We start from the raw sequence: 25,554 nt of genomic DNA, 5'->3' as shown, positions 1-25,554 counted from the left end.
CATGTGGCGGTCGCTGCGGCCCATCGGCCGCAGCGCCGCCTCCGGTGGCTACCGGCGCTACGCCTGGACCGAGGCCGACGCCGACTGCCGGCTCTGGTTCCGCATGCAGGCCGAGGCCCGCCGCATGGACGTCGAGACCGACCGCAACGGCAACCAGTGGGCCTGGCTCGGCGACCCCACCGCGGGGAACGCCGTCGTCACCGGCTCCCACCTGGACTCCGTCCCGGACGGCGGCGCGTTCGACGGCCCCCTGGGCGTCGTGTCCGCCTTCGCCGCCCTCGACGAACTCCGCTCCCGCGGCGTCTCGTTCAAGCGCCCGCTCGCCATCACCAACTTCGGCGACGAGGAGGGCGCCCGCTTCGGCCTGGCCTGCGTCGGCTCCCGCCTCACCGCCGGTCGGCTGACGAAGGAGCAGGCGTACGAGCTCCGCGACGCCTCCGGGACCAGCCTCCCGCAGGCCATGGAGGCGGCCGGGTACGACCCCTCCACCATCGGCCCCGACCCCGAACGGCTCGCCCGCGTCGGCGCGTTCGTCGAACTCCACGTCGAGCAGGGCCGCGCCCTCGACCTGTCCGGGGACTCCGTCGGCATCGCCTCCTCCATCTGGCCGCACGGCCGCTGGCGGTACGACTTCGCCGGCGAGGCCAACCACGCGGGCACCACCCGGCTGGTCGACCGCAGGGACCCGATGCTCACCTACGCGGAGACGGTTCTCGCCGCCCGCCGCGAGGCGGAGCTCGCGGGCGCCGTCGCCACCTTCGGCAAGATCGCCGTCGAGCCCAACGGCGTCAACGCCATCCCGTCCCTGGTCCGCGGCTGGCTCGACGCCCGCGCCGCCGACCAGGACGCGCTCGACACGGTCGTGGCGGGCGTCGAGACGGCGGCCCGCGACTACGCCGGGAAGCACGGCATCGACCTCACCGTCGTCCGGGAGTCCTTCACCCCGGTCGTGGACTTCTCGCACGCCCTGCGCGACGAGCTGTCCCGGATCCTCGGCGGGTCGGGCAAGGTCCCGGTCCTCGGCACCGGCGCCGGACACGACGCCGGAATCCTCTCCGAATCGATTCCGACCGCCATGCTGTTCGTACGGAACCCCACCGGCGTCTCGCACTCCCCGGCCGAGTTCGCGGCCGAGGACGACTGCGTGGCCGGGGTCCTCGCACTCGCCGACGTACTGGAGGAGCTGGCGTGCCGCTGACGACGTACTGGCTGGAACACGCCTGGCTCGACACCAACGTCGAGCCGGGCGTGGCCCTGGACGTGGACGCCGACGGCCGGATCACGGCCGTCCGCACGGGGGTGGACGCCCCGCCCCCGGGCGCCGTCGCCCTCCGCGGCCTCACGCTCCCCGGCCTCGCCAACGCCCACTCGCACGCCTTCCACCGCGCCCTGCGCGGCACGGTCCAGGTCGGCTCCGGCACGTTCTGGACCTGGCGCGAGGTCATGTACAACGTCGCCCAGCGCCTCACCCCCGACAGCTACTTCGCCCTCGCCCGCGCCGTGTACGCGGAGATGGCGCTGGCGGGCATCACGGCCGTCGGAGAGTTCCACTACCTCCACCACGCGCCCGGCGGCACCCCGTACGCCGACCCCAACGCCATGGGCGAGGCCCTGATCGCCGCCGCGGGCGAGGCGGGCATCCGCATCACCCTCCTCGACACGGCCTACCTCTCCGCCGGCTTCGGCGCCGCCCCCGACCGGCACCAGCTCCGCTTCTCCGACGGCACAGCGGACGCCTGGGCCGAGCGGGTCGGCGGCCTCAAGGAACGCGACGGCGTACGGATCGGGGCCGCGATCCACTCCGTGCGCGCGGTCCCCGCGGACCAGCTGTCCACGGTGGCCCGCTGGGCCCAGGACCGGCAGGCCCCGCTCCACGTCCACCTCTCGGAGCAGACCGCCGAGAACGACGCCTGCCTCGCCGCCCACGGCCGCACGCCCACCCAGCTCCTGGCCGACCACGGCGTGCTCGGCGCCCGGACCACCGGCGTCCACAACACCCACATGACCGACGCCGACATCGCCCTGATCGGCTCGACGTCCACCGGCACCTGCATGTGCCCCACGACGGAACGGGACCTCGCCGACGGCATCGGCCCGGCCGTCGCCCTCCAGCGGGCCGGCTCCCCGCTGTCCCTGGGCAGCGACAGCCACGCGGTGATCGACCTCCTGGAGGAGGCGCGCGCGATGGAGCTGAACGAACGCCTCCGCACCCGCACCCGCGGCCACTGGACGGCGGCCGCCCTCCTGCGCGCGGCCACGGCGGACGGCCACGCGGCCCTCGGCTGGAAGGACGCCGGAACCCTGGAGGCCGGCGGGCTCGCCGACTTCACGACGCTCGCGCTCGACTCGGTCAGGACAGCGGGACCGGTGCCGCGTCTGGCAGCCGAGACGGCGGTATTCGCAGCGTCGGCAGCGGACGTCCGGCACACGGTCGTGGGCGGACGCCACGTCGTACGGGACGGTGTCCACCAGACCGTGCAGGACGTCCCCCGTGCCCTCGCGGACTCGATCGCCGCACTGCGCGGCTGAAGCGCCTGAAGGAGACACCCCCCACCATGAACACGGGCCCCGCGGCGACGAACAACCCGATGGCGAGCTCCGCCCCCACGAGCGCGAACAGCGCCGTGGCGGCGACCGCCACCGCCGTCGTCAACATCGCCAGCCTCGTCACGAACGATCCCTCCCTCGGTGATGGCAGTGCCCTGGGGCTGATCCAGGACGCGGCCGTCGTCATCGACGGCGACCGCGTCGTCTGGGTCGGTGAATCCAGCAAAGCACCGGCCACTGACAACCGGGTCGACGCCGGCGGCCGCGCGGTCGTCCCCGGCTTCGTGGACTCCCACTCGCACCTGGTCTTCGCGGGCGACCGCACCGCCGAGTTCAACGCCCGCATGTCCGGCCAGCCCTACAAGGCCGGCGGCATCCGCACCACCGTCGCGGCGACCCGCGCGGCCACCGACGCCGAGCTCTCGGCGAACGTCGCCCGCTACCTCCGCGAGGCCCTCCGCCAGGGCACGACGACCTTCGAGACCAAGTCGGGCTACGGCCTCACGGTCGAGGACGAGGCCCGTGCTCTGCGCATCGCGGCCGAGCACACCGACGAGGTCACGTACCTCGGCGCGCACATCGTCTCCCCCGACTACGCCGACGACCCGGCCGCGTACGTGGACCTCGTGACGGGCGAGATGCTCGACGCGTGCGCCCCGTACGCCCGCTGGGTGGACGTCTTCTGCGAGAAGGGCGCCTTCGACGGCGACCAGGCGCGGGCGATCCTGACCGCGGGCAAGGCGAAGGGCCTGCACCCCCGGGTGCACGCCAACCAGCTCACGTACGGCCCCGGCGTCCAGCTCGCGGTGGAGCTGGACGCGGCGAGCGCGGACCACTGCACCCACCTCACGGACGCCGACGTGGACGCGCTGGCGAGCGGCTCGACGGTCGCGACCCTCCTCCCGGGCGCGGAGTTCTCCACCCGCGCGCAGTGGCCGAACGCGCGCCGCCTCCTGGACGCGGGCGTGACGGTCGCCCTGTCCACGGACTGCAACCCGGGCTCGTCCTTCACGTCCTCGGTCCCCTTCTGCGTCGCGCTCGCCGTACGGGACATGGGCATGACCCCGGACGAGGCGGTCTGGTCGGCCACGGCGGGCGGCGCGGCGGCCCTGCGCCGCACGGACGTCGGCCGGCTGGCGCCCGGAGCGCGCGCGGACCTCGTGTTCCTCGACGCCCCCTCCCACGTGCACCTGGCGTACCGCCCGGGCGTCCCGCTGGTGACGGAGGTCTGGCGGGCGGGCGTACGCGTGGTCTGAGCACGCGGGCGCGGCGGTTGAGTAGCCCTACTCAGGTGCGGCCCGGCCCGCCGCGCACAGACTGCCGGCATGACTTCGACGAACTCGACCACCCGGCGGAACAAGCGAGTCGGCGGCGCGCTCGCGGCTGCGCTGTGCGCCCTCGCGCTCACGGCCTGCGGCACGGAGGGAGCGGGGGGCCAGGTGACGGCGGGAGCGGCCATGGCCGCGCGGCCGACCGCCACGCCCACCCCCACGGAGGCGAGACCCGACCCCATGGACGACCCCGCCCTCACCCTCGAGGACCAGCAGGCCGCGGTCGCGTTCATGGCTCTCGTGACCGAGGTCGCCGCGCCGTGCGAGGAGGACGCCGAGGACCTCCCCACCGTGCCGTCGAGCCTCCCGCCGCAGCGGCCGGTGCCGGGGCCGGACGAGCCCGGCGCCCCGCGGCCCCGGCCCGCCGTCTCTGAGGTCCCCGTTCCCGTCGAGGACCTGCCCGGGCCCGCCGACACCGCCTGGAACTTCGACCGCGTGCGCCAGGAGGTCGAGTTGGGCGAGGTCGAGAAGTGCGCCGCCCTCCGCCATGGCAGCCGGATCGCGAAGGCCCTGGACGGATCGGGCGACCCGACCGCGGCCCATGTCGAGAAGGCCCTCGGCGAGATCGGCTACAACCTCCCCTACCGACTCCACGGCCCCGTGGAAGCCGACGGAAAGGTCGAGTTCACCCTGGACCTCCGAGGCGGCGAGCTGTGCCTCGACGGCACCTACGACGGGACCCGCACGACCTTCGACCCGTACGGCGTCCACCCGGCGGTGTACTGCACGGACGTGAAGCGGCGCGGCTGAGGCCGGCCAGGCCAGGACCTGGGACCGGTGACTCAGGACGACCGGTGACTCAGGAGGACCGGTGACTCAGGACGTTGACCACCCGGCCGTCCGGGTCGCGGGTGAAGAACCGGCGCACGCCCCAGGGCTCGTCGGTCAGGGGGTGGACGATCTCGGCGCCGGACGCGCGGACCGCCGCGTACGCCGCGTCCACGTCGTCGACCTCCACGCTCAGGTCCGGGGTGACCGGGGCGGTCAGGTCGTGGGTCATCAGACTGATCTGGGCCGTGGGGGCCGACGGGGAGGCGAGGGTGGCGATCCAGCCGTGGTCCATCACCGCCTCGAACCCGAGCAGCGTGTAGAAGTCGCGGTTCTCCCCGGGGGCGGCGGTCCTGAGGTTGGGGACCGCGCGGCGGACCGTCATCGACGGCCCCCTTCCGGCGGGCGCGGCGCGCAGGACTCGTTCCCGGGTTCGACGGTCGTCAGTGCTCCCATGGACGCACCCTAGCGAGCCGACGCTCAGCGGAAGGTGTGAACCAGCTCGATGCGGCCCACGATGTGCGCGTTGAACGCGTCGAGCTCCTCGGCCGGCACCCACAGCTCCAGAATCGTCCGGCCGCCCGCCTGCCGGACCGGGTACCTGCGCAGGAACTCCGTGTCGACCTCGAAGCGCGTGACGAAACCGGCGCCGGAGTGCTTGACGTTCCAGTCGCGCGCGATCATCACCGCGTACTCCTCGTCGAGGACCGGGTAGAAGATCGGCTGCTCCGGCAGCCGCGGCGGCCAGGCCCGCCACTCCAGCTCCCGCACGAGGTCCAGCTCGGTCGGGCCGGTGGGGCGCCACAGAGTCGTCGTCGGGCGGTGGGCGGCGGTCACGGAACTCACTTCTCTCTCGCGGGGCGCACGGGCGCACGGGCGCACGGGCGCACGGGCGCGCGGACGCGCATGAGGCACAGGCGCGCAGGGCACAGCCGCGGGGCGCGGTCTGCGGTGCCCCGACGCTACCGACGGGGCCGGGCGTCGGGCCACCGGGTTTCGGCGGCCCGGGAGGAGGACCGTGCCGCTCACGCCTCCCGGGGCGCCGCCAGCTCCGTCACCAGGTCCGCCGCCGCGCCCACCGCGGCCGCCTCCTCGCCCGTGAGGCACGGGTTCACCGCGCGGCGGGCCCGTGCCTCGCCGACGTGCGGCAGGACCGGGGCCTTCGCGGCCGACAGGAGCGCGGCCAGGCCGGCCCGGGCCCCCGGGGCGTACGGGGCCGGTGAGACCGCCACCTCCGCGAGGAGCAGCGCCGACATCGCGTGGTCGAGGCCCGGCGGGTGCCCCTCCTCGGCCGTCTCCCAGTCGATGACGACGGGCCCCCGGCCCGCCGTCAGGAGGACGTTCCCGGGGTGCAGGTCCAGGTGCGACACAGACGACCCCGGCAGCGCGTGCAGCCCCGCCAGGAGTTCCGCGATCAGCAGGCCCGCCGGTTCCGGTTCGTACGCGCCGGCCAGCAGGGCGTCCAGCAGCGACGGCCCCGCGAGGCGCTCCATCACCAGATCGGGCCCCTCGGCGCGCAGCACCGCGGGGACCGGGTAGCCCTGGCGCGCCAGCCGCGCCATGACCTCGGCCTCCCGGGCGGTGCCGCCGCCGTCCCGGTTGCGCCGCAGCACCCACGGGTCGTCCCCCGGCAGCGCGTACACGTCCGCGGTCCTGCCCCACCCGATGATCTCCAACTCGTCCACCCCGAGCGCCTCTTGATCACCACGGATCCCCGGCATGTCCCCTCCTTCACGGGTTGGTCACGGAAAGGCCCAGTATCCCTGCCACGGGTGACCGCGGACGGGTACCGTCCTGTCCTGGTTGTGCTCAGGGGGTAGACCGGGGGGTCGGCAGGTGAGTGCTGTGAACGTGCGCGTCGTGCGGCCGGGGGAGCTGAGCGAGCGCGAGACCGAGGCGTGGCGGGAGCTGCGCGCCAAGGCCGGCGGGCCCGCGAACCCCTTCATGGAGCCGGAGTTCACCCGCGCGGTCGCCGAGGTCCGCCCGCGCGCGCGGGTCGCCGTCTGGTGGGAGGACGGCGAGCCGGTCGGCTTCTTCCCGTACGAGAAGGGCCTCCTCGGCGGGGGCCGGGCCATCGGCTTCGGGGTCTCCGACAGCCAGGGGGCCGTCCTGCGCTCCGGACTGCGGCCGGGCGCACGGGTGTTGCTGCGCGCCTGCGGTCTCGCCGTCTGGCGGTTCGACAACCTGGAGGACGGCCAGCCGGTCTTCGAGGGCGCCGCCACCGAGTCCTTCGCCTCGCCCGTGATCGACGTCGGCGAGGGGTACGCGGCCTACGAGGCCCTGCTCCGCGTCCAGTCGCCCAAGTTCCTCAGGACCACCCTCGCCAAGGAGCGCAAGCTCGGCCGGCAGGCGGACGGAGAGCTGCGCTTCGTCTTCGACGAGCGCGATCCGGCGGCCCTGCGCACGCTCATGGCGTGGAAGTCCGCCCAGTACCGCAGGACGGGCCGCGGCGACCGGTTCGCCCAGGAGTGGATCAGCGCGCTCGTCCGCCGCCTCCACACGCTCCGTACGCCCGGCTGCTCCGGTGTCCTGTCCGTGCTGTACGCGGGGGAGCGCCCGGTCGCCGCCCACTTCGGGCTGCGGTCCCGGACCGTGCTGTCCTGCTGGTTCCCGGCGTACGACCCCGAGTTCGCGAAGTACTCGCCGGGCCTCGTCCTCCATCTGCGGATGGCCGAGGCCGCGGCCGCCGCCGGGATCGGGATGCTGGACCTGGGCCGTGGCGCCGCCGAGTACAAGGACGCCCTGAAGACGGGGGAGTTGACGGTGCACGAAGGCGCCGTCGTCCGGCCGGGGCTGCTGGGCGCGGTGCACTGGCTGCGCCGGGAGCCCCCGCTGCGCGTGCACCGCTTCGTCCGCACCCGGCCCGCCCTCGCGGCCCGCGGGCGCGCCGCCCTCAACGGTCTCGCCCGTCTGCGGGGCCACCGTTAGCCCCATCACGGCGCCGCCGTCCGCTTCGGCGGCCGGACCAGCCCCACCAGCCCCACTCACATCGCCCGCACCAGCCCCACCAACGCCACCAGCCCCACTCGCATCGCCCGTACCCGCCCCGCCGGCCCCGCCCACACGGCCCGGCCCCACCCGCACCCGCCTCCGTACGTCTCTGGGGAGACCCCCGATGAGCAGCACCCCCGCCCCCCGGCCCCTCTCGGTCGCCGAGCTCGATCTCGACGCGCCCGACGGGCCCGTCCTCGGCTTCCGACCCGCGCCCGGCGCGCCGGCCGTCGTGCCCGGTGACGTCTACGCGCTCGTACGGCTCAGGGGCCGGCCCGCCGCCACCGTCGTCGGGACCGTCCGCGCCGGCGAGGACCCCGCGGAGGTGCTCGCCGCACTCGCCCGGCCGCGGCTCGCCGCGGCGGGGAGGCCCGGGACCGACGCGGAACGCCTCGCCGCCGCCCGGCCCCCCGCCCCCGCCCCCGCCCCCGCCGCGCCCGCGCCGCCGCGCGCCTCCGTCGTCGTCGCCACCCGCGAGCGCCCCGAGTCCCTCGCCCGCGCCCTCGACTCGCTGCTCGCCCAGGACCACCCGGACTTCGAACTGGTCGTCGTCGACAACGCGCCCCGCACCGCAGCCACCCACGAGCTCGTCACCCGCACGTACGCCGACCACACCGACCGCGTCCGGTACGTGCGCGAGGACACCCCCGGTCTCGCCACCGCCCACAACACCGGACTCGCGGCCGCCGAGGGGACCGTCGTCGCCTTCACCGACGACGACGTGATCGCCGACCCGCGCTGGCTGAGCTCCCTCACCGCGCCGTTCGCCACCGATCCCGGCCTCGGCTGCACCACCGGTCTGATCCTGCCCGCCCGCCTCGGCACCCCCGCCCAGATCCTCCTCGAATCCCACGGCGGCTTCGCCAAGGGCTTCGCGCCCCGGCTCTACGATCCGGCGCACCCGCCCGCCGACGAGCCGCTCTTCCCCTTCACCGCGGGGAGCTTCGGCTCCGGCGCCAACATGGCCTTCCGGGTCGACGCGCTGCGCCGGGCGGGCGGTTTCGACCCGGCCACCGGCACCGGCACCGCCGCACGCGGCGGCGACGACCTGTACGCCTTCGTCGCCGTGCTGTCCGCCGGCTTCCGCCTCCGCTACACCTCCGAGGCCCTCGTCTGGCACCACCACCGCGACACCTGGCAGGACCTGCGGAACCAGGCGTACGGCTACGGCGCCGGGCTCACCGCGTACCTCACTGCCACCCTGGTACGCAGCCCCCGCCTGCTGCCCGCCCTGCTCGCCCGGCTGCCGCGCGGCCTCGCGCACGCCCGGACCATGACCGCCCAGCGCGGGGAGACCTCCGAGGGCGGCGTCCCCGGCGAGCACGGCACCCAGCACCACCCGTGGCCCGCCTCCCTCTCCCGGCTGGAGCGGCGCGGCATGCTCTACGGACCGATCGGATACGCCAAGGCCCGCGCCCAGTCCCGTACGCGGGCCCGCGCCACGGACAGCGCGCGGGTCCGTCCGCAGGCACCGCGCGGTGGTTCGGCGGTGGCCCGATGACCGGCACCGCCGCGCGCCTGCGCATACCCGTGCTCCTCTACCACGCCGTGATGGAGGAACCCCCGGACTGGATAGCCGAGTTCACCGTCTCGCCGAAGGACTTCGCCGCCCAGCTCGACGCGATCGTCGCGAGCGGCCGGACCGCCGTCACCGTCGGCGCGCTCGCCGCGCACGTCGCCACCGGTGCCCCGCTGCCGCCCCGGCCCGTCGTCCTCACCTTCGACGACGGCTTCGCCGATCTGGTGGGGCCGACCGCCGAGGCCCTCGCCGCCCGCGGCCTGCCGTCCACCGCGTACCTCACCACCGGGGCCATCACCCGCGGCCGGCCCTGTCTGCTGCCGCCCGCGCCGATGATGACCCTCGCCCAGGCGCCGCTCCTGGAGCAGTACGGGATGGAGGTCGGCGCGCACACCGCCACCCACCCGCAGCTGGACACCCTGGCCCCGACCGCCCTCCGGCGGGAACTGCGGGAGTCCAAGGCGGTCCTGGAGGACGTCCTCGGGCACGAGGTCCGCCATCTCGCCTACCCGCACGGCTACAACAGCCCGGCCGTCCGGCGGGCCGCCGCGGCCGCCGGGTACACCTCGGCCGTCGCCGTCCGCCACGCGCTCAGCTCGGGGACCGACGAGATCTACCGCATCGCCCGGCTGATCCTGCGCCGCGGTCACACCGTCGCCGACGTCGAGCGGTGGATGGAGGGACGGGGCGCGAAGGCCGCGCCGTACCCCGACTCGCTGCCCACGGTCGGCTGGCGGATGTACCGCAGGGCCCGTGCCCTGGTGAAGGGGCCCGAGTTCGCCGGCTGAGTGCCGATGTGTCCCGAGATCGACAACTCCGGCGATCCGTCCGGTGGTTGAATGCCCGAACAGAACCGAACCGGTTCTCCTGTACTTCGTCGAAAAGGACAGTTCGTGGGGGGAGAGGCCGTGCAGCGTCAGGGGCCCGCACCGGTGACCGGGAGCGGTGTGCCACCGCAGCCCTCCGCCGCGGACGGGGAGGCGGAGGCCCGCGGAGCGGGGGAGCGGACGGCCGGGGCCCCGGCGGCACCGGCGGGGGAGCCGGCGGAGCGGACGGCGGGGGAGCGGTCCGCCGCTCCCCGGGGCCGGTTCGCCGCCTTCCTCCGGTCCCCCGACGCCCTCAACCTGCTCCCGCTGCTCGTCGCCGGCGCCCTCTGGCTCTGGGCGCTGCCCGGCATCGACTTCCGGAGCATGGACGAGTTCGGTCTCCTCGACCGCTTCCCGCTCGCCTTCTACGCCGCCCTCGTGGTCCTCACCTGCGGGTTCGTCATCACCCTGCGTCGCGCCGGCACCGCGCCCCTCTGGCCGGCGACCTACTGCGCGGCGATGCTCGTCGCCCTGAAGGCGCCGCCCGCGATCCTCTACGACACCGTCCGCTACGCCTGGGCGTCCAAGCACGACGCGATCATCAGCAGACTGCTCGACCAGGGCACCGTCCACCCCGGGACCGAGCTCTCCGGCGGCATGTCCGCCTACGACCAGTGGCCCGGCTTCTTCTCACTGGACGCCGCCCTCGTCCGCGCCTTCGGGGTGGACGCCGCCGCCTCGTTCATCAACTGGGCGCCGGTCGCGCTCGGTCTGCTGACCGTCCCCGTCCTGATACTCGTCTACCGCACGTTCAGCGACGACTGGCGCCTCGTGTGGACCGGGGTGTGGATCTTCCAGCTCGCGAACTGGGTGGGCCAGGACTACCTCTCCCCGCAGGGCTTCTCGTACCTGCTCTACCTCACCGTCTTCGCCGTCGTCGTCCGGCACTTCGTCCTGCCCGGCTCGGCGGGGGCGCTCCGTGACCGCGCCACGCTCGACCCGGCTGCCGCCGCCGTGCCGCCGCCCACGACCACCCGGCAGCGGGCCGTCGCGGTCCTCTTCCTCGTCCCGATCATCGCCACCATCAACGCCTCGCACCAGCTCACCCCGATCATGCTGTGCGCGAGCCTCTTCGCCCTCTGCCTCACCCGGCGCTACCGCAACCTCGGGCTCCTTGCCGTCACCGGCCTGATCATGCTGGCCTGGAACCTGACCATGGGCCGGGAGCTGTTCCTGGAGACCCTCGGCACCCTGCGCGAGAAGGCCGGCGACCTGCTCGGCAACTCGCGCCCCGGCTTCGCGGGCGACCCCACCGGGCCGGGCCCGGAACTCGTCGGCAGCGCCAACATCCTGATGGTGCTCGCCCTCGGCGGTCTCGCCGCCGCCGCCGTGCTCCTGCGCCGCAGGCTGGTCCGCAGCGCGCTGCCGCTGCTGCTCACCGCCGCCGCGCCGCTGCCGATGTTCGCCGTGAACGACTACGGCGGCGAGATGATCTTCCGGGTCTACCTCTTCGGCCTTCCCGGCGCCGCGTTCTTCGCGGCCGCCGCGCTCGTCCCCGCCGCCGGGGCCGCGAGCCGCGCCGCCACGCTCGCCCGCCGCACGGCCACCGTCGCGCTGCCCCTCACCCTCGTCGCCATGCTCGCCGGATTCCTGCCCTCGTACTACGGCAAGGAGGGCATGCACTACGCGCCGCCCGGCGAGACCGCGCTCACCCGCCGCGCCTTCGACCGGGCACCCGAGGGGGCGCTGATCCTCGCCGCGACCGGTGCGTTCGCCGACTCGTACTACCGCTACGACCGGTACGAGCGCTGGTTCTTCACCGAGCAGGAGGTCGACGAGAACCTCCGCATGCTGAAGGACCCGGCCGGCTACCTCGCGGGCGGCATCCCCGCGGGCCGCCCGGCCTATGTGATCCTCACCCCCACCCAGGGCGAGGCGGTCATCGGAGAGGGCTACCTCCCGGCGGGCGGCTTCGACCGCCTCGGCGCGGCGCTCAGGGCGTCGCCGCTGTTCGCGGTCGTGGAGGAGAGCCGGTACGGGCTCGTCCTGCGCTACCGGCCCACCACCACCGGCTGAGCACGACCGCCCGCACCCCCCCGGCCGCACGCCGGCCGCACCCCGCCACCGGCCGCCACCCGCCGCACCGCCCGCATCCCGCCACCCCCGCCACCCGCCGCAACGCCCGACACCGCCCGCACCCCCGCCACCGGCCGCACACCCCGCCGACGACCCGACCGTCGGCCCACCCGTACGAGGAGCAGGTACGCCATGGCCCACCCACGCCTGACCCCGCGCGTCCAGCGCAGAGCCGCGCTCGCGGCCTCCGGATGGGTCGCCCTCGCGGCGACCGCGCTGCCCGGCGGCTCCCCGGCCCGCTGGATCCCCGTCCTCGCCTTCGTCGTCCTCGCGCCCGGCCTGGCCCTGCTGCTCCCGCAGCCGCTCGGACTGCGCCCCGGCGCCCGGCTGGAGGCGCTGGCACTTGCCGCGCCGGTCAGCCTGTCGGTGGCCACCCTCGTCGCGACCACCCTGTTCCTGGCGAAGGCCTTCTCGCTCACCGTCTTCCTCGTCGTCCTCGCCCTCTTCGTGAGCGTCGTCGCCGCCCTGCCCGGGGTCCCGCTGCCGGCCGCCACGCGCGGGGCCGTCGAGCGCGACGGCGCCCGACCCTCCCGGACCCGCCCGCTCCGTCTCCGTGCGCCGCAGTTCCGGAAACGAGGGACCGGTGGGGGCGGATGACCGGCCGGCAGGCCCGGGGCAACCGCCGGACCCGCCTCGCGGTCGCGCTGGCCGCCGTCGGCGTGCTGACCGCCGGCGCGGTGGTCCGGTCGACCCTCGCCGAGGGCGACGACCGCTGCACCCCGGACGCCGTGCTCGTCGCCCCGTGCGGGGCCTGGTGGGGCGCCTACATCCCGTACGACGAGGACAGCTCGCTCACCCGGCCCGTGTACGCCTTCGAGAAGAAGATCGGCCGCAAGCTCGACCTCGTGTACACGTACCACGACATGTCGGGGAGCGCGGCGGACGGCGAACTCCTCACCGCCGACGAGCGGGAACTCGGCCGCGAGCGGCTCCTCATGCTGGCCTGGGAGTCCACCGTGTGGACCGAGAAGCACCACGCCGGCTGGACCGAGCGGCAGCTCGGCTGGAAGAACATCGCCTCCGGGCGGTACGACGCCTCCGTCATCGACCCGCAGGCCCGGCGGATCAAGGAGTACGGCAAGCGGGTCTTCTTCTCCTTCGACCAGGAGGCCGACTTCCGCATCCCCGAGGGCGCGGGGACCCCCGAGGAGTACGTCGCCGCCTACCGCCACCTCCACGACCGCTTCGAGAAGCTGGGCGTCACCAACGTGGTGTGGGTGTGGACGGTCTCCGGCTGGCTCGGCAACGCCGCGACGATGAAGGCGCTCTACCCGGGCGACGACTACGTCGACTGGATCGGCATGGACCAGTACAACTACTACCTCTGCCACAAGTCGCCGGACTGGCTCGACTTCGACCGGAGCCAGCGGCCCGGCTACGACTGGCTCCGGAAGAACATCTCCGACGACAAGCCGATCATGTTCTCCGAATTCTCCACCGCCCCCGACCCCGAGCGGCCCGAGCGGCAGCGCGACTGGTACGCCGCGATCCCGGGGACGGCGCCGACCCTGCCGGAGGCACGGGCGTACGTGCACTGGAACCGGGCCGTGCCCGGGCCCGGCTGCGACTTGACCGTCGACTCCGGTCCCGCCCTGGAGGGCTACCGGATCGCCGGGCGGGACCCGTACTTCCGGCAGGACGTGCCGGACCGCTGACCCGCGCCCGGGGGCCGCGCCCGGGGGCCGCGCCCGGGGGCTCAGCGGCGTCCCGACGTCAGCCCCCGGAAGGCGCACACCGCCATCGTGCCGCCGGCCAGCCCCAGGAAGAGCGGGAGCGGAGCCGTGGCGAAGGCCTGCTGGCCCGCCCAGCCCGCCCAGACCAGGACCCACACCACACCGGCGGTGACCCGCGCGCCCACCCCGACCACCCGCAGCAGCACGGCCGTCAGGAGCAGGCTCAGGGCCTGCAGCGCGATCGGGACGACCGCCCGCTCGACGCCTTCGCCCAGGAGCGCCGCCCCGGGACCCGCCGCGTCGGCGGGCCGCAGGCCGAGCAGCGGCGGGGCCGTGTGCAGGGCCAGGAAGGTGGCGAGCAGGACCGCCGCGGCGAACGCGGGGCGGAAGAGGCGGAGTCCGACGGCGGCGCCCTGGAGGGCGACCAGGAGCAGCCCGGCGAGGAGGGTGACCGCGGGCAGGGCGGTGAGCAGTCCGGTCCCGGACAGCGTCGCCACGTCGAGCTCGCCGGACCGGGCGAGCGGGAACCAGAAGAGACCGGCCGCCAGGCCGAGCGCCGGCCACAGCCAGGTCCCCCACCGGTCGGGCGCGTCCGGTGCCTCCGGCCGGGACGCCGGGGGCGGCAGGGGCCGGGCGAGCGGGCCCGCGGGCGCCTCGTCGCGCTGCCGCGGTACGTACACGGGGATGCCGAAGGCCGGCGTCACCGACTCGTGCGCACCGCGCAGATAGGCGCTCTCCCGCGCCCAGTTGGTGCCGTACCCGTCCTCCTCGCGCTCCTTCACCCGGGCCGCGGCCCGGGGGCGTTCGGCCGGGGTCCGCCCCTTCAGGGTGGCCCGCAGGCCCGGCACGCAGGCCACCGCCATCAGGGTCATCGCGCCGAGGACGGCGATACCGGCCCCGCTGATGCCGTACGGGCCGAGCAGCACGGCCGCGCTGCCGAGCACGAGGACGCACATCGCGCCCTGGAGGACGGCGAGCATGCCCGTACGGCCCTGGACCCGCAGCACGCCGATGTAGAGCTCCACGGCGACCCGGGGCAGCGCCGCGGCGGCGAGGAGCCGCAGCACGGTGGAGCCGTTGTCCTGGTAGCCCTGGCCGAAGGGGGCCAGGATCAGCGGCGCGAAGACGACGAGGACGAGCACGACGGGGACGAGCAGCAGCACCATGCGGCGCAGCGCGCCCCGCACGCCCTCGGCGAGGGACTCGGGGCTGTGCGAGGCGTGCGCGGTGAGCGAGGAGGCCATGTTGATGGCCATGAACTCCATGGTGCCGCCGACGGTGTACGCCGTGTAGAAGAAGGCGTTGTGGGCGGCGTCGAAGCGGACGGCGACCATCACCGGCAGCAGGCTGATCATGATGAGGCTGAAGAACGCCCCGACGGAGTCACCGGCGATGAACCGGCCGATCTCCCGCATGCCCGGCGGTTCGCGGTCCCGGTCGGCGCGGGCCTGCTGGGGGATGAGCCGGCGGAACACCAGCCAGCCCAGCGGCAGGACGGAGAGCACGATCGCCGCCGCCCAGGAGACGAAGACGCCGAGGACCGGCACGGAGGCCGCGAGCAGGACGAGCAGGACGAGCTTGCCCAGCGAGAAGACGGCGTTGCCGACGGGGACCCAGAAGGCCCGTCTCAGGCCGGTGAGCACCCCGTCCTGGAGGGTGAGCAGGGCCCAGCCGACGGCGGACGCGGTGAAGAAGATCCCGGCGGACAGGGTGCCGAGCGGGGCGTACGAGGGTCCCCACAGGTCGATGGTGAGCAGGAAGATCCCGCAGGCCACGGTGACGACGACCGTGCTGAACAGGTACAGGCGCACGACCAGAGGGCCGGTGGCGCGGCCGGCCCGGGGGACGTAGCGGACGACCGCGCCGGACAGGGTGGTCGCCGTGATCGAGGCGAGCATCCGCTGCGCGGCGATGGCTGCGGAGCCCTGGCCGACGGCCTCCTCCGAGTAGTAGCGGGCGGCGATCAGCCAGAAGCCGAGGCCGAGGGCCGCCGAGACGCCGGTGGAGAGCATCAGTGCGTAGGCGTTGCGGAACATGGAGTTCTCGGCGGAGCCGGACTCGGAGTGCGGGTCGGAGCCGGAGCCGGAGTGCGGGTCGATGCCCGAGCCCGAGCCCGAGCCCGAGCCGGAGCCCGAGTGCGGGTTGAAGCCGGAGCCCGAGCCCGAGCCCGGGTGCGGGTCGGAGTCCGGCCCCTTCCCGCCGCCCGCCCCGGCCGACGCCGGTCCGTACCCCGTCGTGCCCGCCATGCCTGTCGTTCCTGTCGTTCCTGTCGCGTCGTCCCGGTCGGACCCCCGCAGCCGTACCGTCTCCGTCACCGTGACCCGCCGGGGACCATCGACGGGCGGGCCGGGCGGATTCCGGCGCCGCGCAGGACCGCGACCGCCTCGGCCGCGCGGCGCGGGTCCACCGGCAGCGCGTGCCGGGCGAACCAGGCGGCCGGTTCCGGCGCGGGCGAGGGGTCCGTGAAGGACTCTCCCGCGTAGCTGTCGAGCGGCGGGTCGTAGAGGTAGCCGGTGGTGATCCGGCGCCGGGCGAGGGCGACGACGGCCGCGTCCCGGTCGTCGACGAGCAGCGGCACCCGGTAGAGCGGCTGCGCCGGCGTCCCGGCCTCGGGTTCCTCGGGCATCCCGCCCGGGAACGCCTCCGCCGTGCCGTACTCGCCCGCCAGCAGCAGGGCGGTGCCCGCCCGGTGGGCGTCGAGGACGTCGTCGAGCCGGCCGAACCTGCGGGTGGTGCGGCGGAGCCGGCCAGCTCCGGGCCGCAGCCGGTAGTCGTGCATGTCGACCCGGACCCAGGAGTGGAAGGGTTCGAGCGCGGGCGCCGCCGTGAGGGCCCGGGTCAGCTCCTCGGCGCGGAGCGGCATCCGGATCTCCTCCCGTTCCTCCAGGCCGAGCCGCCGGACGGCCGCCCGCGCGGCTCCGACCAGGCGCAGTCCGCGCAGCGCGGACTCGGCGTACGGCCGTACGAGGTGGGCGAGTTCGGCGGTGGGGCGGGTCGGGTGCAGCAACGCGTCGCGGGCGGAAGCGAGTTCCTCGCGCAGGGCCGGGTCGGCGAGGGCCAGGAAGCCGCCGGTCTTGGCGCCGGTGTGCTTGGAGAGGCTGAAGACGGACGCCTCGCCGTACGTGCCGACCGGGCGCCCGCCGACGGTGGAGCCGATCGCGTGGGCCGCGTCCTCGATCAGCGGGATGCCGAGCCGGTCGCAGTGGCCCCGCAGCTCCGGAGCCGGGTCGGGGTTCCCGTACAGATTGGTGGTGAGGACGGCGGAGAGGTCCCGCCAGACGGGCTCGGGCACGGCGGCGGTGTCGATCGAGCCGTCCCGGGGGTCGAGCGGTGCCTGGACGGGGCGGAGCCCGGCGGCCAGGACGACGAAGAAGATGACGTCGTCGTTGACCGGTGACATCAGGACCTTGCCGCCGGGCCGGCACCAGTGCCGCAGCGCGAGGTAGAGCCCGAAGCGGCACGACGGCACGTAGAGGCACTCCCTGCCCCCGAGCCGGCCGCGCATGCGTTCTTCCAGTTCCGCGTACGCAGAAAACATGTGATTCCCCCCTGAACCCCCGGGCTCAATGTGGCCCATTCCGGATGCCGCGTCAACAAGACGCCCCCGTCGCGCGGTTGGTCGCGCGAGCTGCCGCGGGAGTGGCTCGGGGCGCGGCATGCGGAAGGGCCCGTCACGGGTCGGAAGACCGTGGACGGGCCCTTTCCGCAGCCATTTTGGCGGCTCGGGGAAGCCGGTGGAGGTCATTCCTCCAGAGTGAGGCCGCGGCGCAGGGTGGCGAGGGTGCGGGAGAGCAGCCGGGACACGTGCATCTGGGAGATGCCGAGCTCCGTGCCGATCTCCGACTGGGTCATGCCGGAGACGAAGCGGAGCGAGAGGATCTGCCGGTCGCGGGCGGGCAGCGAGGCGATCATCGGCTTCAGGGAGGCGATGTACTCGATCCCGGTGAGGCCGTGGTCCTCGTAGCCCAGCCGGTCGGCGAGCGTGGCCTCGCCGCCGGGGCCCTCCTCCTCGTCGGGCTGCGCGTCGAGCGAGCTCGCGGTGTACGCGTTGCTCGCGGCCATGCCCTCGACGACCTCCTCCGGCGGGATGCCGAGCTCCTCGGCGAGTTCGGCGACGGTCGGCGCGCGGTCGAGGCGCTGGGAGAGGGCGTCGCCCGCCTTGGCGAGCTCGAGCCGCAGCTCCTGGAGCCTGCGCGGCACGTGCACGGACCACGAGGTGTCGCGGAAGAAGCGCTTGATCTCGCCGATGATCGTGGGCATCGCGAAGGTGGGGAACTCCACGCCGCGGGTGAGCTCGAAGCGGTCGATCGCCTTGATGAGGCCGATGGTGCCGACCTGGACGATGTCCTCCATCGGCTCGCTGCGGGTGCCGAAGCGGGCGGCGGCGAACCTGACGAGGGCCAGATTGAGTTCGACGAGGGTGTTGCGGACGTACGCGTGGTCGTGGGTGCCCTCTTCGAGCTCGGCGAGCCGGGCGAAGAGCTGCTTCGACAGGGAGCGCGCGTCGACGGGGCCGATGCCGTCGAGCGGCCGGTCGATCGGGAGCGCGAGCGCCAGGTCGTGCGGGAGTGCGTGCGCGGGCTCGTGGGAGAGCGCGGCATGGTGGTCGAGCGAGTGGTCCGGGGGGACTTCTGCCGACGGCGCGTCGGGGGTACGCGGGGCGTCGAGCCGGGGTGACATGGGTCTCCTTCGTGGGTTCTTGCTGCGGTTTGCGGCGCCTCCGAGGCCGGTCGTGTCGGGTGTTCCCTCCTAGCCCTACCTGCTCGGCGGTGAAGGTCGCAAGTATCGATAATCCGGTTTGTCCCTTATGTGGTGGACCTCGTGTGCATCGGAGGGCGTCCCGCTTGTAGGGTTCGAGGCACGTCAGTCGGCATCCGCGAGAGCGAAAGAGGCACGGCCATGGACCGCGAGAACATCGGCAGCGCACCGCCCGCGCGGTTGCGGGTCGAAGTCCGGACCGTGGACCGGACCGAGATCCTCGCCCCGGTGGGTGAGCTCGATCACTACACCGCCGAACTGCTGCGCTCCCCCCTGGACCAGGCGCTGGACGAGGGCCGCTCGCGACTCGTCGTCGACTGCTCGGGTCTGGAGTTCTGCGACTCGACCGGGCTCAACGTGCTCCTCGGCGCCCGGCTGAGGGCGGACGCCGCCGGTGGCGGCGTCCATCTCGTCGGGATGCGGCCCGCGGTGGCCCGGGTGTTCCACATCACGGGCGCGGAGGTCGTCTTCACCGTGCACGAGACGCTCGCCACGGCCCTGCCCGGCTGACCCCCGGCCGGGCCCGCCCCCACGTCCCGGCTCCGCACCGCCCGCACGTCCTGCCCTCTGTCCCGTCGATCGGTGAGGTGAAGCGCTGATGGACCAAGCTTCCGACGTCCGTACGCTCGCCCTCGGCGAGACGAGCGGCACGGTGCCGCTCGCCCGTGACTTCACGCGGTCCGCGCTCCAGGAGTGGGGCTGGCTGCCGGCCGCCACCGCCGACCGCAGGGCCGCCGCCGAGGACGTCCTGCTCGTCGTCTCCGAGCTCGTCACCAACGCCTGCCTGCACGCCGAGGGCCCCGAGCGCCTCCGCGTCCTGCGGCTGCCCAAGGCCCTGCGCCTCGAAGTCACCGACCGGGGCGCCGGAACTCCCGCGCCCCGCACCCCGCACCGGGCCGGGCGCCCCGGCGGCCACGGCATGTTCATCGTCCAGCGGCTCTGCCTCGACTGGGGCATCGAGCGCACCCCCGGCGCCCCCGGAAAGACCGTCTGGGCCGAACTCTCCGCACCCGCCTAGGACTTTCACCGTCTCTCTTCTTCCCTCCGCAAGGCCCCGGGCGTACCTTGACGCCCAATCTGAAAGACCGTCAGTTCCATTGCGGTGAGGGGTGCTCGGGGTGTCCAAGGAGCCGAACCGGAGGAGAACGACCGCCGCGCTCGCGGCGGCGGTCGCGGTGGCGGGCGCGACCGTGCTCGCCGGCGCGCCGACCGCCCAGGCGGCCGTCGTCGACGTCGACTACGCCTGCGAGACGAAGATCGGGCCCAAGGGCGCCGTCTCGCCCGTCGACATCAAGGCCGTCAAGAACGGCAGCGCGTACACGATCACGATGGCGTTCGAGAAGGGCGTCTCCGACAGCCCGGTCGAGCTGCCCAAGGGCGTCATGACCCCGCGCGCCGACCTCGTCCTCGGCGGCGCGGACTCCGGCACCGTCAAGGTCAAGGGAACGCCGAACACCGCCGCCATCCCGCCCGACACCCCGATCAGGATCGGCACGCTGACGGGCACGTACACCCCGAAGAAGAACGGCAAGGTGACCTTCACGGCCGGAACCCTGACCGTCCACGCGCTCGGCATGGACGCGGCCGTCTGCACCCCGAAGAACAACCCGAAGCCCGCCCTCGAACTGGAGGTGACGGGACTCTCCGGCGGCTCCGACACCCCGCCGCCCGCCGACACGGGCGACGAAGGCGACGGCGGGAACACGGGCGCCGAACTGCCCAGGACCGGCCCGCTCGACTCCGCCATGGCCCTCGGCACCCTCGGCGGCACCGTCCTCCTCACCGGCGCGGCCGGAGTCCTCTGGCTCACGCGGCGCACGGCTCGCTGATGCGGACGGCGGCGCGCACCGGACTCGTGGCCGCCGCGACCGCCCTCGTCGGCGCGGTCGCGGCGGTGCCCGCGGGCGCCCGGACCGCGGCCCCCGTCCCCCTCCGGGCCGCGGCCTCCGCCGACGCCCCGGCCTCCTGGACGGCGGCGCCCGCCGCCGGGCGGCCGTACGCCTATCTGGAGGGCCCCGCGGGCAGCGTCCTCCAGGACACCCTGTCGCTGACCAACCCGGGCGCCCGGCCGCTCACGGTCCGGCTCAGCGGGCAGGGCGCACCGGTGTCCTTCGCCGCCCGGACGGTGACCGTGCCCGCCAGGACCCGGGCGGACGTGCCCTTCGCGGTGACCGTCACCGCGGACACCCCGCCCGGTGAGCACCGGGGGACGGTACGGGCCTCGGCGGCCGGCCGGGAGGCACGCGTCGACCTGCGGCTGCGGGTCAGCGGACCGCGGCTCGCCGCGCTGACCGTCGAGGACGTCCACGTCGACACCACGACCGGCGCCCTCCGCTACACCCTGGTCAACCGGGGCACCACCGTCCTCGCCCCGCACCTCGCGGTGCGCGCCGAAGGCGTCCTCGGCACCGTCCTCGACCGGCCGGGCCGGCCCCTGCCGCTCACCCTGAGGCCCGGTCAGCGGGCCACCCGTACCGAAGCCTGGCCCGACCCGCCGGCCCTCGACTCCGTCACCGTCCGGCTGACCGCCACCGCCGAGGGCGCGGCCCCGGCCACCGCCCGCGCAGAGGCCTCGTTCGCCTCCGGCCCGGCGCTCGCGGGGGCGGCAGGACTGCTGCTGCTCGCGGCGGGCGGCGGCGGATACGCGGTACGGCGGCGCGGCAGGTCCCGTACCCAGCGAGCCCCGGCGGGAGTGCGCACATGAGGTGGATACGTACAGCGGCGGCGCTCGTGACCGTGCTCGCCCTCGGCCTCCTCCCGGCCGCCCCCGCCCTCGCGGCCCCCGGTCCCGCCGTCGAGCTCTCCCAGGCGGAGGGCGGCAAGGGCGGCGAGGTCACCGTCAGCGGCAGCGGCTGGAAGCCGGGCGCGCTGCTCATGCTGCTGATCTGCGGCCAGGCCGCGCCCGGCAAGGGCGTCATCGGCGGCACCAACTCCTGCGCCAACACCGACGGCCGGGCCGCCACCGTCGACGCCCGCGGCGCCTTCAGCGTGAAGCTCCCGGTCGCCGAACCGCCCAAGCCCTGCCCCTGCGTGGTGCACGTCGCCGGGGTGACCGGACAGCAGGACGCCGTCGACCGGGAGTTCACCGTCGCCGGGCACCCCGTGGCGCCGCTCCCCGAGGCCTCCGGCGACGGGCGGCTCGCCGTCCTCGCCGCCGTACGCCTCGACGGCTCCAGCGGCCTCCTCACCTGGTTCGGGGCGCCGCCGAGCCGCGAGATCGTCTTCACCGTCGGCAACCTCGGCTCCGCCCCCGTGAAGGACCCGGTCTTCCAGGTCGGCTCCAGCCACGGCGTGTTCGCCCCGCAGTACGAGGAGCGGCAGTGGCGCGGCACGATCGCCCCCGGAAAGAAGGCCCTGGTCCGGCTCCCCGTCGAACTGACGGCGGGCGCCCACGGCGACTACCAGGTCTCCGTGCGGTACGCGGGCAAGGTCCTGGTCGAGCAGCCGTGGGGGGTCGGCAGGCCCTGGGGCGTGACGCTCTTCTGGCTGCTGCTCGCCGTGGTCGTCCCGGCGGCGCTGTTCCGGATCGGGATGGCCGTGGTGGACCGCGTCCGCCCGGCGACGGCCCCCGCCCGGCTCCGGCCCCGGCCGCGCGCCCGGCCCCGGACCACGCCCCTGGCCCGGCTCCGCACCCGTGCCCCCGGCCCCGCGCGCGACACCGCGCCCCGGGGCCCGGGGGACGACGAACCGACCGCGGCCCTGCCGTGGTTCAGTCCTGACTCCGCACCGTCAGCCCCAGAGAGCAGCCCGACGACGAAGGGACATGCGTGAGTACGCAACGGAGGATGAGCGCGGCCGGAGTCGCGCTGATGCTCGGCGGCGCGGGGATCATGATTTCCGCCGGCCCCGCCCAGGCCGCCGAGGTCTCGTACAAGACGGAGTGCATCCCGCCGTCCATCTCCGGGCTTCCGCCCGTGCAGGGCACGACGAAGGTGCTGATCACGGCACCGGCGGAGGCCAAGGTCGGCGACGAGGTCGAGATCGTCTGGAAGACGGTCCAGGCCGCCTCGAAGAACCCCGACGTGCTCGACCTCGGCGCGGACACGGTGAGGCCGACCGGCGTCCTCACCGTGGGCGGCGCGGGGACCGGCACCGTCGCGATGGAGGGGCCCCGGCAGAACCCGCCGATCCCCAAGAACAGCCCGATGGTGCTGCCCGAGATGAAGGGGAAGCTGAAGCTGACGAAGGCGGGCGAGATCACGCTCACGCCCGACAAGTACACGATCAACGTGTCCAAGCCGCTGTCGACGGACACGAAGTGCGCCCCGAAGGAGACGGTGCCGGTCGCGGCCACGATCAAGGTCACGGCCGGCGGCGGCGGGACGACGACGGGCGGCAGCACCACGGGCGGTTCGACCACGACCGGCGGTTCGACCACCACGGGCGGCTCGACCACGACCGGCGGTTCGACCACGACCACCGGCGGTTCGACCACGACCGGCGGCTCCTCGACCTCGTCCTCCGGCGGCTCCGGCTCCGGCTCGGCCTCCGGCGGATCCTCCGGCTCCGGCTCCGGGTCGGCCTCCGGCGGATCCTCCAGCGGCGGCGCGAGCGGCGGGGGCGGCGGTGAGACGTCCTTCCCCGGCAAGGAGGTCGCCGTCACGTTCGGCTGCACGGCACCCGGCCCCGACTCCATCAACGGCAAGGTGACGATCGACGCCAAGAAGAACGGCGGTGTGTACGACCTCACGGTCAGGACGGCCAAGGGCGTCATGAACAGCCCCGCGGCCCTCCCCGCGGGCGCCCTGAAGGGCTCCATGGCGGTCAGGATCGGCGGCGCCGACAGCGGCACCGTGAACGTCTCCGGGCCCCCGAACCCCACCGCGCTGAAGCTGGGCGACCCGGTGAACCTGCCGGACATGAAGGGCGTGTACAAGCCCGGAGCGACCGGGAAGTCCACGCTCAGCCCCGGCACGCTGACCATCAAGGTCACCCTCGGCAGCTCGAACCTGGAGATCCCGTGCCAGGTGAAGGGCGCCGTCAAGGCCTCCCTCGAACTGGACACGAGCAAGCAGGCGGGCGGCGCGTCGGGCGGCGGCGACGGCAGCGGCTCGGGCTCGGGCAGCGGGTCGGGATCCGGCAGCGGCTCCGGATCCGGCGGCTCCGACGGCGGGAACCTCGCCGAGACCGGCGCCGAGAGCGACGGCGCCCTGCGCGCCCTCGCCCTCGTCGCCGGCACGGTGATCCTGCTCGGCGGCGCCGTGTTCACCTTCACCCCGTGGGCGCGCCTCAGGCGCTGACGCGGGGCCGGAAACGGCGGAGGGCCGCCGCACCGATCCGGTGCGGCGGCCCTCACGGCCGTACGGGGGAGGTCAGTGGACGCTGCCCATGAGCCCCTGGACCTTCTTGCGGTACATGTAGATCGCGAAGCCCGCGAGGACCGCGAGGCTCGCTTCCATCGCGATGATCCCTGTGCCGTTGAGGTCCACGCCGGCCAGCGAGAGCAGACCCGTGGTGCAGTCGCCCGCGGTGACGGCGAGGAACCACACGCCCATCATCTGGGAGGCGTACTTCTGCGGCGCCATCTTCGTCGTGACGGAGAGGCCGACCGGGGAGAGGCACAGCTCACCGATGGTCTGGATCATGTAGATCGAGACCAGCCACATCGGGGAGACCTTGTCGCCGCCACCGGCCATGTTCATCGGGACGATGAAGACGAAGAAGGACGCGCCGACCAGGACCAGGCCCATCGCGAACTTCACGATGGTGTTCGGCTCCTGGTTCTTGCGGGCCAGCCACAGCCACAGCCAGGCGAAGACCGGGGCCAGCGCCATGACGAACAGCGGGTTCAGCGACTGGTACCAGGTGGCCGGGAAGCCCAGGCCGAAGACGGTGTCGGCGGTCTTGTCGTCCGCGAACAGCGACAGCGTCGAGCCACCCTGGTCGTAGATCATCCAGAAGACGGCGGCGGCGACGAAGAACCAGATGTAGCCGGTCATCTTCGACTGCTCGGTCTTGTCGAGGTCCTTGTCGCGCTTGATGCGGACCAGGACGGCGACCGGGATGATCAGACCGGCGAGGGTGATCGGGACCAGGGCCCAGTTCAGGGTGTACACGCCCAGGGCGACGACGACGCCGTAGAACGCGGCGGCGAGGACGACGACCAGGGAGACCTTGACCAGGATGCTCTTGCGCTCGGCCGGGGAGAGCGGGTTCGGGACGACGTTGCTCTTCGGGCTCAGGCTCTTCGTGCCGACGAGGAACTGGATCAGGCCCAGACCCATGCCGAGCGCGGCGAGCGCGAAGCCGAGGTGCCAGTTGACCTTCTCGCCGACGGTGCCGACCACGAACGGCGCCACGAAGGCACCGAGGTTGATGCCGACGTAGAACAGCGTGAAGCCGCCGTCGCGGCGCGGGTCGTCCGGGCCGTCGTAGAGGTGGCCGACCATCGTGGAGATGTTGGCCTTGAGCAGACCCGAGCCGGCCGCGACGAGCGCCAGGCCGACGAAGAACATCGCCTGACCGGGGATCGCGAGCGAGGCGTGGCCCGCCATGATCACGAAGGCGGCGATGGTGACGGTCTTGCGGGCGCCCCAGACGCGGTCACCGAACCAGCCGCCGGGCATGGCCATCAGGTAGACCATCGAGACGTAGACGGAGTAGATCGCCGTCGCCGTCGCCGCGGTCATGGCGAGGCCGCCACCCTGGCTGCCGGTCGCGGCGTCCGCGCCGCCGGAGACCAGGTACAGAACGAGAAGTGCCCGCATGCCGTAGTAGGAGAAGCGCTCCCACATCTCGGTCATGAAGAGGGTGGCCAGGCCGCGGGGGTGGCCGAAGAACGTCTTCTCGGAACCGGGGGTTCCGGCCGAAGCCGTCGTCAGGCTGGACGCCATGTCGATCCTTGCTCTGTCGGGACGCGCGCCTTGTGAGCGTGGTGCGCCCGGTGGGGGAGGCCGGCACCGGCGGAGTCGGAGTGGACTCCACCGGGATCCACGCCCCGGGAGATGCGTCTTCGCGTCCCGGGACCCGGCCCACAGGTCATTCACTGTCCTCAAGGTTCGGCTGAGCCGACCTCACGCAGAAAG

The 25,554-nt window shown here is 74.2% G+C and carries 23 protein-coding genes; 16 read left to right on the top strand and 7 right to left on the bottom strand.

Annotated elements, in window-relative coordinates; genetic code table 11:
* Position 1 precedes the first annotated feature (1 nt).
* From AMK27_RS30980 to AMK27_RS43805, 4 genes are all read left to right on the top strand, one after another.
* Positions 2–1,198: an allantoate amidohydrolase gene (locus tag AMK27_RS30980; RefSeq protein ID WP_107425722.1), complete on the top strand. Its 1,197-nt coding sequence runs from the start codon at positions 2–4 to the stop codon at positions 1,196–1,198.
* A complete protein-coding gene (locus tag AMK27_RS30975) occupies positions 1,189–2,529 on the top strand; it encodes a formimidoylglutamate deiminase (RefSeq protein WP_073915664.1) in 1,341 nt (446 codons plus the stop codon). Before AMK27_RS30980 ends, AMK27_RS30975 begins: the two co-directional genes overlap by 10 nt.
* Positions 2,530–2,588: 59 nt before the next feature.
* Positions 2,589–3,803, top strand: coding sequence for an imidazolonepropionase (hutI, locus tag AMK27_RS30970; RefSeq protein ID WP_073916535.1), 1,215 nt, complete (start codon positions 2,589–2,591; stop codon positions 3,801–3,803).
* Between the two features lie 69 nt (positions 3,804–3,872).
* Complete coding sequence (locus tag AMK27_RS43805; protein WP_241847653.1) at positions 3,873–4,628, top strand: hypothetical protein; 756 nt, start codon at positions 3,873–3,875, stop codon at positions 4,626–4,628.
* Positions 4,629–4,677: 49 nt separating this feature from the next.
* Here the strand turns inward: AMK27_RS43805 and AMK27_RS30960 are convergent, their stop codons facing one another.
* The 3 genes from AMK27_RS30960 to AMK27_RS30950 form a co-directional block, all read right to left on the bottom strand.
* Positions 4,678–5,031 (bottom strand): VOC family protein, encoded by a 354-nt coding sequence (locus tag AMK27_RS30960; RefSeq protein WP_073915661.1) that lies wholly within the window; start codon positions 5,029–5,031, stop codon positions 4,678–4,680.
* Between the two features lie 95 nt (positions 5,032–5,126).
* On the bottom strand, positions 5,127–5,483 hold the full coding sequence (locus AMK27_RS30955) for a hypothetical protein (protein WP_073915658.1): 357 nt from the start codon (positions 5,481–5,483) through the stop codon (positions 5,127–5,129).
* Positions 5,484–5,671: 188 nt separating this feature from the next.
* Positions 5,672–6,367 carry a phosphotransferase gene (locus tag AMK27_RS30950; RefSeq protein WP_079188645.1) on the bottom strand — a complete coding sequence of 232 codons (696 nt, stop codon included), beginning with the start codon at positions 6,365–6,367 and terminating at the stop codon, positions 5,672–5,674.
* A gap of 124 nt (positions 6,368–6,491) precedes the next feature.
* On the opposite strand from AMK27_RS30950, the gene AMK27_RS30945 reads away from it, so the two are divergent.
* The 6 genes from AMK27_RS30945 (at position 6,492) to AMK27_RS30920 (ending at position 13,753) form a co-directional block, all read left to right on the top strand.
* Positions 6,492–7,574 (top strand): GNAT family N-acetyltransferase, encoded by a 1,083-nt coding sequence (locus AMK27_RS30945; protein WP_073915655.1) that lies wholly within the window; start codon positions 6,492–6,494, stop codon positions 7,572–7,574.
* Between the two features lie 187 nt (positions 7,575–7,761).
* Positions 7,762–9,138 carry a glycosyltransferase gene (locus tag AMK27_RS30940; protein WP_073915652.1) on the top strand — a complete coding sequence of 459 codons (1,377 nt, stop codon included), beginning with the start codon at positions 7,762–7,764 and terminating at the stop codon, positions 9,136–9,138.
* The gene (locus tag AMK27_RS30935) at positions 9,135–9,944 is read left to right on the top strand and encodes a polysaccharide deacetylase family protein (protein WP_198955967.1); all 810 of its coding nucleotides are present in this window, start codon (positions 9,135–9,137) and stop codon (positions 9,942–9,944) included. Before AMK27_RS30940 ends, AMK27_RS30935 begins: the two co-directional genes overlap by 4 nt.
* Positions 9,945–10,064: 120 nt before the next feature.
* Positions 10,065–12,038 carry a hypothetical protein gene (locus AMK27_RS30930; protein WP_338014357.1) on the top strand — a complete coding sequence of 658 codons (1,974 nt, stop codon included), beginning with the start codon at positions 10,065–10,067 and terminating at the stop codon, positions 12,036–12,038.
* A gap of 192 nt (positions 12,039–12,230) precedes the next feature.
* Positions 12,231–12,695, top strand: a complete 465-nt coding sequence (locus AMK27_RS30925; RefSeq protein ID WP_073915646.1) for a hypothetical protein — start codon at positions 12,231–12,233, stop codon at positions 12,693–12,695.
* Positions 12,692–13,753, top strand: a complete 1,062-nt coding sequence (locus AMK27_RS30920; protein ID WP_073915643.1) for a glycosyl hydrolase — start codon at positions 12,692–12,694, stop codon at positions 13,751–13,753. The genes AMK27_RS30925 and AMK27_RS30920 overlap by 4 nt, the downstream gene beginning before the upstream one ends.
* A 41-nt stretch (positions 13,754–13,794) precedes the next feature.
* Here AMK27_RS30920 and AMK27_RS30915 read toward each other — a convergent pair whose 3' ends face one another.
* The 3 genes from AMK27_RS30915 to AMK27_RS30905 form a co-directional block, all read right to left on the bottom strand.
* Positions 13,795–16,017 (bottom strand): lipopolysaccharide biosynthesis protein, encoded by a 2,223-nt coding sequence (locus AMK27_RS30915; protein WP_241847652.1) that lies wholly within the window; start codon positions 16,015–16,017, stop codon positions 13,795–13,797.
* A gap of 65 nt (positions 16,018–16,082) precedes the next feature.
* Positions 16,083–17,309: a DegT/DnrJ/EryC1/StrS family aminotransferase gene (locus AMK27_RS30910; RefSeq protein WP_073915640.1), complete on the bottom strand. Its 1,227-nt coding sequence runs from the start codon at positions 17,307–17,309 to the stop codon at positions 16,083–16,085.
* Between the two features lie 203 nt (positions 17,310–17,512).
* Entirely contained in the window at positions 17,513–18,451 is a 939-nt protein-coding gene (locus tag AMK27_RS30905) for an RNA polymerase sigma factor SigF (protein ID WP_073915637.1), read from the bottom strand.
* 219 nt (positions 18,452–18,670) lie between these two features.
* Between AMK27_RS30905 and AMK27_RS30900 the strand changes: the two genes are divergently transcribed.
* The 6 genes from AMK27_RS30900 to AMK27_RS30875 all read left to right on the top strand — a co-directional run bounded on the left by AMK27_RS30900 (position 18,671) and on the right by AMK27_RS30875 (position 23,769).
* On the top strand, positions 18,671–19,039 hold the full coding sequence (locus tag AMK27_RS30900) for an STAS domain-containing protein (RefSeq protein WP_073915634.1): 369 nt from the start codon (positions 18,671–18,673) through the stop codon (positions 19,037–19,039).
* Positions 19,040–19,127: 88 nt separating this feature from the next.
* A complete protein-coding gene (locus tag AMK27_RS30895; RefSeq protein WP_073915631.1) occupies positions 19,128–19,547 on the top strand; it encodes an ATP-binding protein in 420 nt (139 codons plus the stop codon).
* Between the two features lie 100 nt (positions 19,548–19,647).
* Complete coding sequence (locus AMK27_RS30890; protein ID WP_073916516.1) at positions 19,648–20,358, top strand: peptidase; 711 nt, start codon at positions 19,648–19,650, stop codon at positions 20,356–20,358.
* A complete protein-coding gene (locus AMK27_RS30885; RefSeq protein WP_073915628.1) occupies positions 20,358–21,233 on the top strand; it encodes a hypothetical protein in 876 nt (291 codons plus the stop codon). Before AMK27_RS30890 ends, AMK27_RS30885 begins: the two co-directional genes overlap by 1 nt.
* Positions 21,230–22,300, top strand: coding sequence for a hypothetical protein (locus AMK27_RS30880; RefSeq protein ID WP_073915625.1), 1,071 nt, complete (start codon positions 21,230–21,232; stop codon positions 22,298–22,300). Before AMK27_RS30885 ends, AMK27_RS30880 begins: the two co-directional genes overlap by 4 nt.
* A gap of 14 nt (positions 22,301–22,314) precedes the next feature.
* A complete protein-coding gene (locus tag AMK27_RS30875) occupies positions 22,315–23,769 on the top strand; it encodes a hypothetical protein (protein WP_073915622.1) in 1,455 nt (484 codons plus the stop codon).
* A gap of 72 nt (positions 23,770–23,841) precedes the next feature.
* Here AMK27_RS30875 and AMK27_RS30870 read toward each other — a convergent pair whose 3' ends face one another.
* Entirely contained in the window at positions 23,842–25,362 is a 1,521-nt protein-coding gene (locus AMK27_RS30870; protein WP_073915619.1) for a peptide MFS transporter, read from the bottom strand.
* Positions 25,363–25,554 lie beyond the last annotated feature (192 nt).

The organism is Streptomyces sp. CB02009 (assembly GCF_001905825.1).
In the GTDB taxonomy this organism is placed as follows: domain Bacteria; phylum Actinomycetota; class Actinomycetes; order Streptomycetales; family Streptomycetaceae; genus Streptomyces.
Note: the sequence above shows the minus strand (reverse complement) of the source record. Positions and strands in the feature narration are given on the sequence as shown.

What these genes read in the sequence shown, in the direction of transcription:
- AMK27_RS30980 (WP_107425722.1), top strand. Translation starts at nt 2, where the DNA reads ATGTGGCGGTCGCTGCGGCCCATCGGCCGCAGCGCCGCCTCCGGTGGC.
- hutI (WP_073916535.1), top strand. Translation starts at nt 2,589, where the DNA reads ATGGCGAGCTCCGCCCCCACGAGCGCGAACAGCGCCGTGGCGGCGACC.
- AMK27_RS43805 (WP_241847653.1), top strand. Translation starts at nt 3,873, where the DNA reads ATGACTTCGACGAACTCGACCACCCGGCGGAACAAGCGAGTCGGCGGC.
- AMK27_RS30960 (WP_073915661.1), bottom strand. Translation starts at nt 5,031, where the DNA reads ATGACGGTCCGCCGCGCGGTCCCCAACCTCAGGACCGCCGCCCCCGGG.
- AMK27_RS30950 (WP_079188645.1), bottom strand. Translation starts at nt 6,367, where the DNA reads ATGCCGGGGATCCGTGGTGATCAAGAGGCGCTCGGGGTGGACGAGTTG.
- AMK27_RS30940 (WP_073915652.1), top strand. Translation starts at nt 7,762, where the DNA reads ATGAGCAGCACCCCCGCCCCCCGGCCCCTCTCGGTCGCCGAGCTCGAT.
- AMK27_RS30935 (WP_198955967.1), top strand. Translation starts at nt 9,135, where the DNA reads ATGACCGGCACCGCCGCGCGCCTGCGCATACCCGTGCTCCTCTACCAC.
- AMK27_RS30925 (WP_073915646.1), top strand. Translation starts at nt 12,231, where the DNA reads ATGGCCCACCCACGCCTGACCCCGCGCGTCCAGCGCAGAGCCGCGCTC.
- AMK27_RS30920 (WP_073915643.1), top strand. Translation starts at nt 12,692, where the DNA reads ATGACCGGCCGGCAGGCCCGGGGCAACCGCCGGACCCGCCTCGCGGTC.
- AMK27_RS30915 (WP_241847652.1), bottom strand. Translation starts at nt 16,017, where the DNA reads ATGGCGGGCACGACGGGGTACGGACCGGCGTCGGCCGGGGCGGGCGGC.
- AMK27_RS30910 (WP_073915640.1), bottom strand. Translation starts at nt 17,309, where the DNA reads ATGTTTTCTGCGTACGCGGAACTGGAAGAACGCATGCGCGGCCGGCTC.
- AMK27_RS30905 (WP_073915637.1), bottom strand. Translation starts at nt 18,451, where the DNA reads ATGTCACCCCGGCTCGACGCCCCGCGTACCCCCGACGCGCCGTCGGCA.
- AMK27_RS30900 (WP_073915634.1), top strand. Translation starts at nt 18,671, where the DNA reads ATGGACCGCGAGAACATCGGCAGCGCACCGCCCGCGCGGTTGCGGGTC.
- AMK27_RS30895 (WP_073915631.1), top strand. Translation starts at nt 19,128, where the DNA reads ATGGACCAAGCTTCCGACGTCCGTACGCTCGCCCTCGGCGAGACGAGC.
- AMK27_RS30885 (WP_073915628.1), top strand. Translation starts at nt 20,358, where the DNA reads ATGCGGACGGCGGCGCGCACCGGACTCGTGGCCGCCGCGACCGCCCTC.
- AMK27_RS30880 (WP_073915625.1), top strand. Translation starts at nt 21,230, where the DNA reads ATGAGGTGGATACGTACAGCGGCGGCGCTCGTGACCGTGCTCGCCCTC.
- AMK27_RS30875 (WP_073915622.1), top strand. Translation starts at nt 22,315, where the DNA reads ATGAGCGCGGCCGGAGTCGCGCTGATGCTCGGCGGCGCGGGGATCATG.
- AMK27_RS30870 (WP_073915619.1), bottom strand. Translation starts at nt 25,362, where the DNA reads ATGGCGTCCAGCCTGACGACGGCTTCGGCCGGAACCCCCGGTTCCGAG.